Here is a 14,931-nt window from a genome sequence, read left to right on the forward strand (position 1 = left end):
TCAGGCGCAATACGCCTTTTTCAGGGTATCCACCAGCACTTCTGAGGCGGTAGATAACTTATGATGTGCCGAACGCAGAACGCCGATCCGACGCTGGATCACTGGCGTGTCCAGATCGATACAGGTTGCGCCTAATTCAGTCATTTGCGTACGGCACAGCGCGGGTACCGCGCTGCCGCCCAGGCCCTTAGCCACCAGCCGGCCAATGGTCACCAGTTGATGGCTCTCCAGCGCCACCTCCAGCGAATGCCCGCTTTGCACCAACTGTTCTTCCAGCATCAGACGCACAGCGGAAGGTCGTTGCAGAGTGATGAAATCCAGCGTCAGCAGTTCACGCCACGCAATACGATCCCGCCCTGCCAGTCGGCATGTTGGCGGGACAATCGCGATAAAACGATCCACACCAAGCGGGGTGAAATGCAGATGCCCGGAATAGTCCGGTTCGAAGGCAATGCCCATCTCCACCCGCCCTTCACTCACCATCTCAATGACTTGTTCGTTGATCACATCGTGAACCGTTACGTTGATACCGGAATAGGAATCACGAAACGTCTTCAGTACTGACGGCAGGACGTTAGCAGCAAATGAAGGCATGGCGGCAATAGAGATTTTACCGCGTTGCAGCGTGAATCGCTGGCGCATTGCCTCTTCCGTGTTCTCCCAGTCCGCGAGCAACTGTCGCCCCATGTTCAGCAACGTTTCCCCTTCCTGTGTCAGGGTCACCTTGCGGGTGGTTCTCAACAGTAAAGCCCCACCCAACGAATCCTCCAGTCCTTTAATCGCCAGACTTAATGCGGGTTGCGACATATTCAGTCTTTCACTGGCATGAGCAAAATTCAGAGTGTGAGCTACCGCTAAAAACGCGCGTAACTGTTTGATGCTCATTCCCATTTCGCATTCCTTTAACCTGTTGAATACCTTTAATTAACATTAAATTGATAAAAAAACCCAATGAGTGAGTCACAAATTTAAAATTAACAAATCATTTTTCTCCCCCAATGATGTCGGCAAGGACAACAGGAGGGGCAAGTATATGGCTGGACTGGATAAACGGGTCGCCACGTATCAAGAGGCGCTGGAAGGACTGACCGACAACATGACGCTGCTGGCGGGCGGTTTTGGCTTATGTGGCATCCCTGAAAATCTGATTGCCGAAGTACGTCGTCGGGAGGTTCAGGGACTTACCGTGGTGTCAAACAACTGCGGCGTGGACGGTTTTGGCCTCGGCGTACTGCTGGAAACGCGTCAGGTGCGCAAAGTGGTTGCATCCTATGTGGGTGAAAACGCGCTGTTTGAAAAGCAGGTGCTTAGCGGCGAACTGGAAGCCATCCTGACGCCGCAAGGCACGCTGGCGGAGCAGTTGCGCGCTGGCGGCGCGGGGATCCCCGCTTTCTTCACCGCGACCGGATACGGGACCCCCGTGGCCGAAGGAAAAGAGGTGCGCGAGTTTGCCGGACGTCCGTACATTTTAGAACAGGCCATAACCGGAGACTTTGCGCTGGTCAAAGGCTGGAAAGCCGACTGGTACGGCAATGTTATCTATCGCCATACCGCACAGAATTTTAATCCGCTGATGGCCGCTGCCGGGCGCATTACCGTGGTGGAAGTTGAAGAGATCGTCCCCCCTGGCGAGTTGGATCCCGCTGCGATTCATACTCCCGGAATTTTTGTTAACCGCATTATTCAGGGGCAATTTGAAAAACGTATTGAACAACGCACCCTGCGCCAGAAAGGAGCCTGACCATGTTAACGCGTGAACAAATGGCAATGCGTGTCGCCCGTGAGCTGCGCGACGGTTATTACGTCAATCTTGGGATTGGTATTCCCACTCTGGTAGCGAACTACATCCCCGATGGTATGGACGTGATGCTGCAATCGGAAAACGGTTTGCTGGGTATGGGGCCGTTTCCCACAGAAGACGAAATTGATGCGGACATGATCAACGCCGGAAAACAGACCGTGACGGCGCGCAAAGGCGCAGCGATTTTCGACTCGGCGCAATCCTTCGCGATGATCCGCGGCGGCCACGTTGACCTGACGGTGCTCGGCGCGTTTGAAGTCGATGTAAACGGCAATATCGCCTCGTGGATGATCCCCGGAAAAATGGTGAAAGGCATGGGCGGCGCAATGGACCTGGTGGCCGGAGCTGACAACATCATCGTGGTGATGACCCATGCTTCCAAAAACGGTGAGTCAAAATTGCTTCCCGCCTGCACCCTGCCGCTGACCGGCGTGGCCTGCATCAAACGCGTACTTACCGATCTGGCGCTGCTGGAGATTGCCGACGGGGCGTTCATTCTGCGCGAACGCGCCCCGGGTATCAGCGTGGATGACATCGTCGCCAGAACCGCCGGCAAGCTGATCGTTCCTGAAAATGTCCCCGAGATGCAATTTAACTGAGGAGCTGACCATGCAGGATGTTGTTATTGTCGCGGCAACGCGCACCCCGATTGGCAGTTTTCATGGCGCGCTGGCGCCGCTTTCGGCGGTTGAACTCGGTTCGGTGGTCATCCGTTCCCTGCTGGAAAAAACGGCCGTGGCGCCTGAGCAAATTGATGAAGTGATTTTGGGTCAGGTGCTCACGACGGGCAGTGGTCAAAATCCGGCCAGACAGACGGCGTTACGCGCGGGCTTACCGGTCACTACGCCAGCGCTAACCATTAATCTGGTGTGCGGCTCGGGCCTGAAGGCGGTGCATCAGGCGGTACAGGCGATTCGCTGCGGTGATGCGCAAATTGTGATTGCCGGTGGGCAGGAGAGCATGAGCAATGCGCCCTATTTCCTCGACGGCGCGCGGGCCGGTCTGCGCCTGGGTCATGCCAGCCTGAAAGACAGCGTAGTGCATGACGGTTTATGGGACGCCTTCAACGACTATCACATGGGCATTACCGCGGAGAATCTGGCGGATAAGTTCGCTATCAGTCGTGAGCAACAGGATGCATTTGCTCTGCACTCCCAGCAAAAAGCAGCTGCCGCGATTGAAGCCGGTCGTTTTAGTGCGGAGATTACCCCGGTCAGCGTTCCGCAGGGGAAAAAACCGCCGCGTGTTGTGGACCGCGACGAACAGCCGCGCCCGGATACTCAGGCTGATAAGCTGGCGCAGCTCAAGCCAGCGTTTCGGCCAGGAAACGGCACGGTGACCGCCGGGAATGCTTCTTCAATCAATGATGGCGCCGCGGCGGTGATGCTAATGAGCGCCGCCAAAGCCGCAGAACTCAATTTGCCGGTTCTGGGACGGGTTGCGGGCTACGCGGTCTCCGGCGTCGATCCGGCCATTATGGGTATTGGGCCAGTAGATGCGTCACTTCAGTGTCTACAACGGGCAGGCTGGGCGCTGAACGATGTTGATCTCATTGAAGCCAACGAAGCGTTTGCCGCACAAGCGCTGGCGGTTGGCGAATCACTGAACTGGGACAGCAGCAAAGTTAACGTCAATGGCGGCGCGATCGCGCTGGGTCATCCGATTGGTGCCTCCGGGTGCCGGATTCTGGTGACCCTGCTGCATGAAATGGCCCGCAGCAACGCCGCCAAAGGGTTGGCCACGCTGTGCGTAGGCGGCGGTCAGGGTGTCGCGCTGGCAGTAGAGCGTCCGGGGGGATCTCATGAAAAATAAGCAAATTTGCGTACTGGGCGCGGGTTTAATGGGCGTCGGCATTGCCACCCACTTTGCCCGCTTTGGTCACGATATCTGGTTGTACGACACCGATAGCAGCCGAATTGCGGAAATTAGCCATATTGCCAGCGGTATTGTGGATGAGCTTATTGCTACTGAACAATTTGCTCTAAGCGAAAAAGCATCGGTTATGAACCGTCTACACGGTACGACGTCGCTACAGGATATTGCCGCGTGCGGATTGCTGATTGAAGCCATCCCGGAACGCCTCGAACTTAAACATGCGCTGTATGCGCAACTGGAAGAGCTGATCGCACCGGAGGCGGTGATCGCCAGTAATACCAGCGGACTGCCACCCGATGCCCTGGCAGAAAAGCTTGCCCATCCTGAGCGGTTGCTGATTGCCCATTTCTGGAACCCGCCACACTTTATTCCGCTGGTTGAAATTGTGCCGGGGACGGCAACGAAGGCGGAATATCTCCATGAATTACAACAACTACTGCTGTCGATGCAGCTGGAAGCGGTCGTACTCGATCGCGCCGCGCCAGGGTTTGTCGGCAACCGTCTGCAATTCGCCCTGCTGCGTGAAGCGTTGCATATCGTTAAAAGCGGTATCGCCAGCGCGGAGGTAGTGGATCAGGTAATGCGTGCCTCGCTCGGACGACGCTATGCCATGGTTGGCCCGCTGGAGGCGGCTGATATGACGGGTCTTTCTACGGTACAGGACATTTGTCAGCATCTGTTACCCACGCTCGCCACCGGTAGCGACATGATGTCGCTGGTCGCTGACAAGGTTGCCAACGGTGATACTGGTTTGCGCAGCGGCCAGGGATTTTATCGCTGGGATGATTCGCGCAAGGAGTACATCCAGCAACGCAGAGAGCACCAGCTGCGCTTTGCCCTGAAACCGTAACTTCTCTTTCTGTACCCCACTATAACAATGATATTGAGGAGTCATGATGAGTGTATTAATCGCCCTGGCAGCGCTGGGCCTGCTGATGCTTGCAGCCTATCGCGGATACAGCGTCATCCTGTTTGCCCCCATCGCGGCATTAGGTGCTGTATTGCTTACCGAACCCAGCGCCGTCGGCCCTGCCTTCACCGGCCTGTTTATGGAAAAAATGGTCGGTTTTGTGAAGCTTTACTTCCCGGTATTTTTGCTGGGTGCGGTGTTTGGCAAGTTAATCGAGTTGTCTGGTTTTTCCCGCTCTATTGTTGCCGCCGCCATCAATATTCTCGGGCGGCGTCACGCCATCCCGGTGATCGTACTGGTGTGCGCGCTGTTAACCTACGGCGGGGTATCGCTGTTCGTCGTGGCGTTTGCGGTGTATCCCTTTGCGGCGGAGCTGTTCCGCCAGAGTAATATTCCTAAGCGCCTGATCCCGGCCACCGTTGCGCTGGGCGCGTTTTCCTTCACGATGGACGCCTTGCCGGGCACGCCGCAGATCCAGAATATTATTCCGACCAGCTTCTTTGGGACTAACGCCTGGGCCGCGCCGTGGCTGGGGCTGATAGGCTCGCTGTTTATTATTTTCGTCGGTCTGGTTTATCTCGAACGTCAGCGTCGTAAAGCGCAGGCAAAGAATGAAGGCTATGGCACTGAACTGTTAAACGAGCCGGAAACGCCGGATAACATTAACCTGCCGAACCCGATAATCGCTATCTCTCCGCTGATTCTGGTTGGGGTATTTAACCTGCTGTTTACCCGCTGGATTCCACAGTGGTATGGCGCAACACATCAACTGGAACTGCCAGGCCTTGCCAAACCGATTACCACCGAAGTCGGTAAAATTACCGCTATCTGGGCGGTGGAAGCGGCGCTGATTTCAGGGATCCTGCTGGTGGTGCTGTTCGGCTATCGCAACATTAAAGGTCGCCTGGCGGAAGGCAGCAGAACGGCGGTTGGCGGCGCGATCCTCGCGGCCATGAACACCGCGTCGGAGTATGGTTTTGGTGCGGTGATCGCTGCCCTGCCGGGTTTCCTTGTGTTGTCAAAAGCGCTGGCGGCGATCCCCGACCCGCTTCTTAACGAAGCCATCAGCATCACCACGCTGGCCGGGATCACCGGCTCGGCGTCTGGCGGAATGAGTATTGCCCTCGCCGCCATGTCTGACACTTTTATTGCCGCTGCCCATGCCGCCAATATTCCACTCGAAGTCTTCCACCGCGTGGCGTCAATGGCCAGTGGCGGCATGGATACCCTGCCGCACAACGGCGCGGTCATTACCCTGCTGGCTATTACCGGCCTCAGCCATCGTCAGGCGTACGGCGGGATTTTCGCCATCACCGTGATCAAAAGCCTGGCCGTGCTGTTTGTTATCGGCGTCTTCTACACCACCGGAATTGTTTAAGGAGAATCATCATGAACTTAACGGGAAAAACCGCCCTGGTTACCGGCTCGACCAGCGGTATTGGATTAGGCATCGCTCAGGTGCTGGCACAAGCGGGCGCTTCGTTGATCCTCAACGGGTTTGGTGATGTCGAAGCCGCCAAAGATGCCGTGGCGCAGTATGGCAAAACGCCAGGCTACCACGGCGCGGACCTGAGCGATGAAGCGCAAATTGCTGACATGATGCGCTATGCCGCAAGCGAATTTGGCGGTGTGGATATCCTGGTCAACAACGCCGGGATCCAGCATGTGTCTCCGGTAGAAACCTTCCCGGTTGAAAAATGGAACGCAATTATTGCTATTAACCTCTCATCCGTTTTTCACACTACGCGACTGGCGCTGCCAGACATGCGCGCACGGAACTGGGGACGCATCATTAATATCGCCTCGGTTCACGGCCTGGTGGCTTCTAAAGAGAAATCCGCGTACGTGGCAGCCAAGCACGGCGTGGTGGGATTAACCAAGACCATTGCGCTGGAAACCGCGCAGACCGGCATCACCTGCAATGCGCTATGCCCCGGTTGGGTGCTCACACCGTTGGTCCAGCAGCAGATTGATAAACGTATTGCCGAAGGCGCTGCGCCTGACGTCGCACGTGACGCCCTGCTGGCGGAAAAGCAACCGTCGCGCGAATTCGTCACGCCGGAGCAGTTAGGGGAACTCGCGTTGTTTTTATGTTCAGACGGTGCGGCGCAGGTACGAGGCGTTGCGTGGAATATGGATGGCGGCTGGGTGGCGCAATAACATCATCGGGTGCCGGATAAGACGTAGTCGCATCCGGCACGCCACGATTAAGACTTCAGCTGATAATCCAGTGTAATTTCCGCGTTCAGTACCTGCGAAACTGGGCAGCCGGCCTTCGCTTTCTGGATGATGCCGTCAAACGTGGCGGCGTCTATCCCCGGAACGCTTACCTCACTGTGCAGCGTTACTTTGGTTATCGCAAATCCCGCATCCACCTTATCCAGAGAAACATCGGCAGTGGTATCAATGGCGTCTGGCGTAAAGCCCGCATCGCCCAGCATTAACGAAAGCGCCATTGAGAAGCAGGCGGCATGGGCCGCGCCAATCAACTCTTCAGGATTGGTGCCTTTTACCCCTTCGAACCGCGTATTAAACCCATACGGTTGCTGATTCAGCACGCCACTTTCGGTCGATACGGTACCTTTACCGCGTTTAATGTCGCCTTCCCAGTGTGCCTGACCCTTCTTATGGATAGTCATTACCGTTCTCCTGTGTTGTCGTTGAAGTTACAAGTATAGGACGCCTGAGAAAATGCATGATCCATCCGGGATAGTTCTGCATTTACCGCTTAAGCATTGACCTTTCAGACAAAATGACCGACCATCCTGAAAGCCGTTATTTTAAACATCGGCTTTCTATCAGGTTGTATTTCGTCCGTTGTTATACGGGCTCGCCCTTGAAACCAGAAACAGGATTAAGGAGTTAGAATGAAATCGAACCGTCAGGCCCGTCATATTCTTGGACTGGACCACAAAATCTCAAACCAACGTAAAGTCGTGACCGAAGGTGACAAAACCAGTGTGGTCAACAATCCTACCGGAAGAAAACGCCGCGCTGACGGCAAATAGTCTTTCGCAGGTCTGACTGAATAACGAGATAAACACCATTGCAACCGCAGTGGTGTTTTTGCTTATAAAACCCCATACCCCATTCACAATGCTTTATACTTCGCCCGTTTCCCTGGCGGACAGGCCACATACGATCATAAAGAACGCCAGGGACGGTTATTCAAAAAAGAGTGAGTGACATGGAAAACGAAACTAAAAAACTGCGTTCCCTTTACATCCCCTACGCTGGCCCGGTACTGCTGGAATTCCCTTTACTGAATAAAGGGAGCGCTTTCAGTGTCGAAGAACGCCGTAACTTCAACCTGCTGGGGTTACTGCCGGAAGTGGTCGAGACGATTGAAGAACAGGCTGAACGCGCCTGGATCCAATATCAGGGATTCAAAACCGAAATCGACAAGCATATTTACCTGCGTAACATTCAGGACACCAACGAAACCCTGTTTTACCGACTGGTGCATAATCACCTTGATGAGATGATGCCGGTTATCTATACCCCAACGGTAGGTGCTGCCTGTGAGCGTTTCTCTGAGATCTATCGTCGCGCGCGCGGCGTGTTTATCTCTTATCAGAACCGCCACAATATGGACGATATCCTGCAGAACGTACCTAACCACAATATCAAAGTCATCGTCGTCACCGACGGTGAACGTATTCTGGGCCTTGGCGACCAGGGGATCGGCGGGATGGGTATTCCGATCGGTAAGCTGTCGCTGTATACCGCGTGTGGCGGAATTAGTCCGGCCTACACCCTGCCGGTCGTCCTGGACGTCGGTACCAACAATCAGCAACTGCTGAACGATCCGCTGTATATGGGCTGGCGTAATCCGCGTATCACTGATGATGAATACTACGAATTTGTCGATGAATTCATTCAGGCTGTGAAGCATCGTTGGCCGGACGTGCTGCTGCAGTTCGAAGACTTCGCGCAGAAAAATGCGATGCCGTTGCTGAACCGCTATCGCGATGAAATTTGCTCGTTTAACGACGATATTCAGGGCACCGCAGCGGTTACCGTTGGTACGCTCATTGCCGCCAGCCGCGCGGCGGGTAGCCAGTTAAGTGAACAGAATATCGTGTTCCTTGGAGCGGGCTCAGCCGGTTGCGGGATTGCCGAGCAGATCATCGCGCAAATCCAGCGTGAAGGTTTAAGCGAGGAAGCGGCGCGTCAGCGCGTGTTTATGGTCGATCGCTTCGGCCTGTTAACCGACAAAATGCCGAACCTGCTCTCCTTCCAGACCAAGCTGGTGCAAAAACGCGAAAATCTGCAGCACTGGGATACGCAAGAGGATGTGCTGTCGTTACTCGACGTGGTGCGTAACGTTAAGCCGGATATCCTGATTGGTGTTTCCGGACAGACCGGCCTGTTTACCGAAGAGATCATCCGCGAAATGCACAAGCATTGTTCGCGCCCCATCGTCATGCCGCTGTCTAACCCGACTTCACGCGTGGAAGCTACGCCACAGGATATTATCGCCTGGACCGAAGGTAACGCGCTGGTTGCGACCGGTAGTCCGTTCGCGCCGGTAGTGTGGAAGGAAAAAGTCTTCCCGATTGCCCAGTGTAACAACGCCTATATTTTCCCGGGTATCGGGCTGGGTGTTATTGCTTCCGGCGCATCGCGCATTACCGATGAAATGCTGATGTCGGCCAGTGAAACACTGGCGCAGTATTCACCGCTGGTGCTGAACGGCGAAGGACTGGTGTTACCGGAACTGAAAGACATTCAGACAGTTTCCCGTGCGATTGCTTTTGCCGTGGGTAAAATGGCCCAGCAGCAAGGCGTGGCTGTGAAAACGTCCGCCGAAGCGCTGCAACAGGCGATTGACGATAATTTCTGGCAGGCGGAATATCGCGACTACCGTCGAACGTCTATTTGACGGTTTGCCCGGCAGCAGAGTCTGCCGGGCAATTTTAAGCGTTCGATGAACGAAATACAGTATGTAGATTACTGTTCTGAAAGTTCCAGCTCAGCGATAACCGGCAGGTGATCGCTCGCCGTAGACCACGTAAATTCGGGTGAGTTATGTGGAATTTCCAGATTTTTGACGCTCCACTTCTGCCCTTTAAACGTGAAAATATGGTCTATATCGATCGCAGGGTTAACGGCTGGCCAACTGCGGGTATCAACCCCTTCTTTCGTCACTTCGTTGAAAAAGTAACGTATTTCTTTCAGCGGCTGCTCGTCCCGGGTCGAATTAAAGTCCCCTGCAAGGATTTTAATTGAGGAGGCGATATCCGGGAAATCTGATGTCGCGTCGCCAATGCTGATATCTAAAAGATAGCGGGCTTGTTCCGTACGCATGGTAGGATCTTTTTGCCAGTCGAGATGGGTCACCATAATGATGGGGGCAGAATCAAACCCAGGCACGTCAACCTGCGCCAGTAACGCCACGCGTTGTTCAGCATTACCCGACGGTAATTTTACCACCTGCGTGTGCAATATTTTATATTTGGAAAGCAGTCCTAACCCGTACTCACCGCCATCAAAATCGAGCGCTTTACCAAAGGCGTAATACAGTTTATTGGCATCAGCGATTTTTTTGAGTTGATCGATCTTTTGACTGCGCCCTGTTTTATTATCAACCTCTGGCACTGCTATAATATCTGCATCTATTCTTTTAATAGCTGAATTAAGTGCCGTAAAATCCGCCACATCAGCAGATGCTTCATTTTTACCAATGTTATAGGTGGCAATCTTTAAATGCGGGTTATTCTGCGTGTAAATTTTGTCAGGAACACCACCCTTTTGCACTTTAAGTATCTCATTACCAGCGAGTTTTTCACTTGCTTGTGCATTTGCAAATAAACATCCCAGCGCAATCATCGTCAATGTCATTGTTTTTTTCATGTCATCTATTCTCCAAATAATAAAATAGTGAGCGACAGCGTACCGGAGAACAGCGATCGTTATTGTGATCCTTAACTCATGCTTTCGACGCGACGAAAATTAACTTTTGCCTGATTTATTTGTCTTGTGATCTGCTGGGCGTTCAAAGCTTGCGCTACCGCGTATGTTGCGATTACACTTTCATCACCGATTAACATTCTGAAAAACAAAAGGAGGATACTTATGCTGTACTGTGAACGTTTTATCGTTTCACATGCTTTTGGCGATCGCCAGTGCTCAAGCGTTATCGGTATCGTGCTGCGATAACTTCTGCTTGAGCGAAGCTAACTTCTCAATCCCCTTCTCTCGGGCTTACCGGGTTATCGTCAGCGATGTTTGACGAGGCGTTTTTACGCCTGTAACTCTTGAGTAAGCAACAATGAGCACATTACTAACCGCACAATCCTTACACGTTGATACGGCATTTGGCACGCTATTCGACGATCTTTCCTTCACCCTGAAAAAAGGTGACCGCATCGGGCTTATCGGTTACAACGGCTGCGGCAAAAGTACGCTGTTAAAACTGCTTGATGGCACGATTTCACCCACCAGCGGGTCTATCGCGCAGGCGAATCACTGTCATCTCGCACGTGTGGAGCAACATTTACCTGACGATATACTGCCGCTTACGTTGCAAGAGGCGGTGCTTGCTCAACTTCCCGAGCATGAACGCGCGAGCCAGCAATGGCGAGTTGAAGCGTTGCTGGCCGAAATGGGTTTCACGCCGGAGAATTTATCTCTGACAGCACAAACGCTGAGCGGCGGACAACACACGCGTCTGTTATTAGCGCGGGCGCTGATGCGAAATCCTGACCTGCTACTGCTGGATGAACCGGGTAACCACCTGGATTTGCCTACATTACTGTGGCTGGAACAGTTCTTACAGAACTGGTCTGGTAGTTTTGTGGTGGTTTCCCACGACCCGCAGTTACTGGATGCCGTGACTCACGGGACCTGGATCCTGCGCGATCGCACCCTGTATGCCTTCGATCTACCCTGTAGCGCGGCGCGTCAGGCTCTGGTAGACAGAGACGCCAGCGATGCTTTGCGCCATAAGGCTGAACAAAAGGAGATCGATCGCGTCACCGCCAGCGCCAAACGGCTGGCGACCTGGGGGCGGGTCTACGACAACGAAGACCTTTCCCGTAAAGCCAAGCAGATGGAAAAACAGGTGCTGCGCCTGAAAGAGGTACAGACCGAAGTAACCTCGGGAAGTCAGTGGACACTAACATTGCAGGGTGATGCCCTGCGTGCGGATCGTTTGCTGGAGATGACTCATCTGTCCGTGGCCCCTGCTCCTGGCGCAGATTCGCTGTTTTCGATAGCCGGTATCCGCGTAAAAAGCGGCGATCGCGTGGCGATTGTCGGGCGCAATGGGTGTGGGAAATCATCGCTGTTAAGGCTTATCTGGCAACAGTTTCACTCACAGCTGGCATCGCCTTCATTGGTGTTACATCCGCGCGTTACGCTGGGGTATTACGATCAAACGCTGCACCAACTCGCTGATGACGACTCGCTGTTTGACGCGCTGGAAGCGTTCGCTCCTCAGCCTGATATCCGCAAAATGGCGCTGATTAGCGCGGGCTTTCCATGGGTTCGTCACGCGCAGCGGGTCAGTACATTAAGCGGTGGCGAGCGCTCCCGGTTATTGTTTGTGGGACTGACGCTTGCGCGTTATAGCCTGCTGATGCTCGATGAACCGACCAACCATCTGGATATGGAAGGCAAAGAGGCGCTGGCAGAAACGCTGCAAAGCTATCACGGCGGCGTGCTGCTGGTCAGTCACGATCGCCAACTTATCAGCAAAAGCTGTAACCGGTTCTGGTTTATTGAGAACGGCGAACTCAGCGAATGGCACGATCTGGACGCGATCAACGCGCGAATTCGGGAAACATCTGCTGAGATACCCGTCCCGAAAACGGTGGTTGAAGCGAGAAATGAAATAAGCCGCGACAGTGATGCGTTACTGGAACAACTTCTCGAACTGGAGCAGCGGCTGGCCGACGATCTCGCTCGTAAGCCGAAACATCAAAAACCGCTGTTACAAGCGCAATGGCGTCAGGAGATTGCGCGTCTGAACTCAATACTGGAGTAAACCGCATTGCCGGATGGCGCAAGCTTATCCGGCCTACATCAGCAAAATGCGCCTGTAGGCCCGTCATCCGGCATGCCATGTATTACTGCGGTTTTTTCTCTTTCCAGGCATCCCAGGCCTGTTTGATCTCTTGCTTTGCCGTAGCGGCGTCGTTGAAACCGTTTAATTCTACCTTTTTGCGCCCTTCCGGCAGATCTTTGTACACGCGGAAGAAAGATTCCAGGCGTTGCACTTCAATCTTGGGCAGATCGCTCAACTCTTTGATGTCATCATAAGTCGGGTCAATTTTACTGGCCGGAACGGCGACAATTTTGTCGTCCTTTTCTCCGCCGTCGATCATCTTCAGCACGCCAATCGCGCGCAGCTTAATCAATGTTCCTGGGGCCAGTGGCGCACGGGTATAAAAAATGACGTCCAGCGGGTCGCCGTCACCGGCTAAAGATTGAGTCAACGAGCCGTAGTTGGCGGGATAGGCAACCGGCATTGACTGGAAGCGATCGGCAACGATAAAACCGGTTTTGGCGTCGGTTTCATATTTAATCATTCCACCTGCCGGGATTTCAGTTACGGCATAAAACTCTTCCGGGTTATTTTCCGGCTGAGGAAATTCGAGGATGTTCTGCGCCTGAGCGGACGCACAAAGAAACACGCTGACTGCGAGTAATTTTTTTACCAGATGCATTGTCTTTTAACTCTTCTATTATTGAAAAGACAACACCTTACGTTGAGCAGATGACAGAAACATGACGTTTTTTTGGCAAAAAAATGGCGCTACCGATGTAGCGCCATTACGTGGAGGTAACGTCAGGGATTAGTTAACCCCTTCCTCGCTCTCTTTTTTCGCTTCTTGTCTTTCGACTTCGCGATACCAGCGCGGGTGATGTTTCTTCGCCCAGCGACGGCTCACTTTCCCTTCGATCATGCCTTTAATAGAGCCTTTCACCCAGAATGCCATATACATATGGATGAGGATGGCGTGCATCAGGATAATGCCTGCCGCCGCATGGATCAGCAGGCTATAACGCACGACCTGCATCGGGAAGAACTGCGCAAAGTACGGACGCCAGATAATAATGCCGGTAATCAGCAGCACGAAAATCATGCTCATGATCGACCAGAACATCATTTTCTGTCCGGCGTTGTACTTGCCCACATCCGCCACTTTATGTTCATTGCCTTTCAGCACTTCCACAATGTTTTTCAGCCACGGAATATCTTTTTTGTCCGGGATGTTGTGGTGAACAAAGCGTACAAACATGAACATTAACGCCACGAAGATCAGCAGCCCGAAGAACGGGTGCAAAATACGCCCCATCTGCGGCGTACCGAAAGTCTGCGTCAGCCATTGCAGAGTCGGGAAGAAAAATGAAATCCCCGACAGCGCCACCAGGAAGAAGCAGATCACCACCGTCCAGTGACAGGCGCGGTCGATAAACTTCGTGCGCACAATCATTTTCGACTTACTCATGATGATCCTCCTCGTCGTCGTCCACTTCCTTATTCGGACCAATACCAACGTAGTGGTAAATAAGTCCGGCGAAGGTGGCGATAAATCCGGCTGCGGCCAGCGGTTTCAGCGCCCCTTTCCACAGATTGATAGAGGTATCAATCTGCGGATCTTTCGGCAGGCCGTGGTACAGCTCCGGCTGGTTGGCATGATGCAGAACGTACATCACATGCGTCCCCCCCACACCTTCCGGGTTGTAGAGTCCGGCGTGTTCGAAACCGCGAGCTTTCAGTTTGGCCACCCGCTGTTCGCCCATTTCCAGCATTTCCTGCTTGGTGCCGAAATGTATTGCCCCTGTTGGACAGGTCTTGACGCAGGCAGGCTCCTGCCCGACGCTGACGCGGTCCACACACAGCGTACATTTATACACGCGGTTATCCTCTTTATTGAGGCGCGGAATATTAAATGGACACCCGGCAATACAGTAGCCGCAGCCAATGCAGTGCTCTGACTGGAAATCGACAATCCCGTTGGCGTACTGAATAATCGCCCCGGCAGACGGGCACGCCTTCAGGCAGCCCGGATCTTCACAGTGCATACAGCCGTCTTTACGAATTAGCCACTCAAGCTTGCCGTTCTGTTCGGTTTCGCTAAATCGCATCACCGTCCAGGATTTGGCGCTGAGATCGGCGGGGTTGTCATACACCCCGACGCAATGACCGACTTCATCGCGGATATCGTTCCACTCTGAACATGCCACCTGGCAGGCCTTACAGCCTATACAGGTGGACACATCGATCAGTTTCGCGACCTCTGCTTTGTAATCACGGGCCTGAGGCGGCGGCGTGATGGAGTTTGTTGCGGACCGTTTGATGATGTCCTGCGTTTCCATAGACATATATTCGCCC

The 14,931-nt window shown here is 53.6% G+C and carries 14 protein-coding genes and 1 pseudogene; 9 read left to right on the plus strand and 6 right to left on the minus strand.

The window, feature by feature from the left end:
- Positions 1–891 (minus strand): LysR family transcriptional regulator, encoded by an 891-nt coding sequence (locus FDW97_RS18715; protein ID WP_038640611.1) that lies wholly within the window; start codon positions 889–891, stop codon positions 1–3.
- Between the two features lie 142 nt (positions 892–1,033).
- On the opposite strand from FDW97_RS18715, the gene FDW97_RS18720 reads away from it, so the two are divergent.
- Genes FDW97_RS18720 through FDW97_RS18745 form a run of 6 tightly spaced genes read left to right on the plus strand, consistent with a single transcriptional unit; the run spans position 1,034 to position 6,746 of the window.
- On the plus strand, positions 1,034–1,741 hold the full coding sequence (locus FDW97_RS18720) for a CoA transferase subunit A (protein WP_032939731.1): 708 nt from the start codon (positions 1,034–1,036) through the stop codon (positions 1,739–1,741).
- A 2-nt stretch (positions 1,742–1,743) separates the two neighbouring features.
- Entirely contained in the window at positions 1,744–2,400 is a 657-nt protein-coding gene (locus FDW97_RS18725) for a CoA transferase subunit B (protein WP_038640615.1), read from the plus strand.
- Positions 2,401–2,410: 10 nt separating this feature from the next.
- Positions 2,411–3,613, plus strand: a complete 1,203-nt coding sequence (locus FDW97_RS18730; RefSeq protein WP_110498064.1) for an acetyl-CoA C-acetyltransferase — start codon at positions 2,411–2,413, stop codon at positions 3,611–3,613.
- On the plus strand, positions 3,603–4,526 hold the full coding sequence (locus FDW97_RS18735) for a 3-hydroxyacyl-CoA dehydrogenase family protein (protein WP_110498063.1): 924 nt from the start codon (positions 3,603–3,605) through the stop codon (positions 4,524–4,526). The genes FDW97_RS18730 and FDW97_RS18735 overlap by 11 nt, the downstream gene beginning before the upstream one ends.
- A gap of 43 nt (positions 4,527–4,569) precedes the next feature.
- On the plus strand, positions 4,570–5,964 hold the full coding sequence (locus FDW97_RS18740) for a GntP family permease (protein ID WP_199951110.1): 1,395 nt from the start codon (positions 4,570–4,572) through the stop codon (positions 5,962–5,964).
- Positions 5,965–5,975: 11 nt separating this feature from the next.
- The gene (locus FDW97_RS18745) at positions 5,976–6,746 is read left to right on the plus strand and encodes a 3-hydroxybutyrate dehydrogenase (RefSeq protein WP_137351457.1); all 771 of its coding nucleotides are present in this window, start codon (positions 5,976–5,978) and stop codon (positions 6,744–6,746) included.
- A gap of 47 nt (positions 6,747–6,793) precedes the next feature.
- On the opposite strand, the gene FDW97_RS18750 is transcribed toward FDW97_RS18745, so the two are convergent.
- Complete coding sequence (locus FDW97_RS18750) at positions 6,794–7,225, minus strand: OsmC family protein (protein ID WP_137351458.1); 432 nt, start codon at positions 7,223–7,225, stop codon at positions 6,794–6,796.
- Positions 7,226–7,453: 228 nt separating this feature from the next.
- Between FDW97_RS18750 and sra the strand changes: the two genes are divergently transcribed.
- Positions 7,454–7,594: a stationary-phase-induced ribosome-associated protein gene (sra, locus tag FDW97_RS18755; protein ID WP_038640628.1), complete on the plus strand. Its 141-nt coding sequence runs from the start codon at positions 7,454–7,456 to the stop codon at positions 7,592–7,594.
- A gap of 179 nt (positions 7,595–7,773) precedes the next feature.
- Positions 7,774–9,471 (plus strand): malate dehydrogenase, encoded by a 1,698-nt coding sequence (gene maeA / locus FDW97_RS18760; RefSeq protein ID WP_038640630.1) that lies wholly within the window; start codon positions 7,774–7,776, stop codon positions 9,469–9,471.
- Positions 9,472–9,539: 68 nt separating this feature from the next.
- On the opposite strand, the gene FDW97_RS18765 is transcribed toward maeA, so the two are convergent.
- Entirely contained in the window at positions 9,540–10,442 is a 903-nt protein-coding gene (locus FDW97_RS18765; RefSeq protein ID WP_137351459.1) for an endonuclease/exonuclease/phosphatase family protein, read from the minus strand.
- A gap of 418 nt (positions 10,443–10,860) precedes the next feature.
- On the opposite strand from FDW97_RS18765, the gene FDW97_RS18770 reads away from it, so the two are divergent.
- Positions 10,861–12,576, plus strand: a complete 1,716-nt coding sequence (locus tag FDW97_RS18770) for an ABC-F family ATP-binding cassette domain-containing protein (protein WP_137351460.1) — start codon at positions 10,861–10,863, stop codon at positions 12,574–12,576.
- Between the two features lie 81 nt (positions 12,577–12,657).
- Here the strand turns inward: FDW97_RS18770 and FDW97_RS18775 are convergent.
- From FDW97_RS18775 to fdnH, 3 genes and pseudogenes are all read right to left on the minus strand, one after another.
- Positions 12,658–13,258: pseudogene (locus tag FDW97_RS18775) on the minus strand (inorganic diphosphatase); the annotation flags it as partial.
- 129 nt (positions 13,259–13,387) lie between these two features.
- A complete protein-coding gene (gene fdnI / locus FDW97_RS18780) occupies positions 13,388–14,044 on the minus strand; it encodes a formate dehydrogenase-N subunit gamma (RefSeq protein ID WP_038640638.1) in 657 nt (218 codons plus the stop codon).
- Entirely contained in the window at positions 14,037–14,921 is an 885-nt protein-coding gene (gene fdnH, locus FDW97_RS18785; RefSeq protein WP_038640640.1) for a formate dehydrogenase N subunit beta, read from the minus strand. The genes fdnI and fdnH overlap by 8 nt, the downstream gene beginning before the upstream one ends.
- Positions 14,922–14,931: the final 10 nt, after the last annotated feature.

Source organism: Citrobacter sp. wls708, assembly GCF_005281255.1.
Lineage (GTDB): Bacteria > Pseudomonadota > Gammaproteobacteria > Enterobacterales > Enterobacteriaceae > Citrobacter > Citrobacter werkmanii.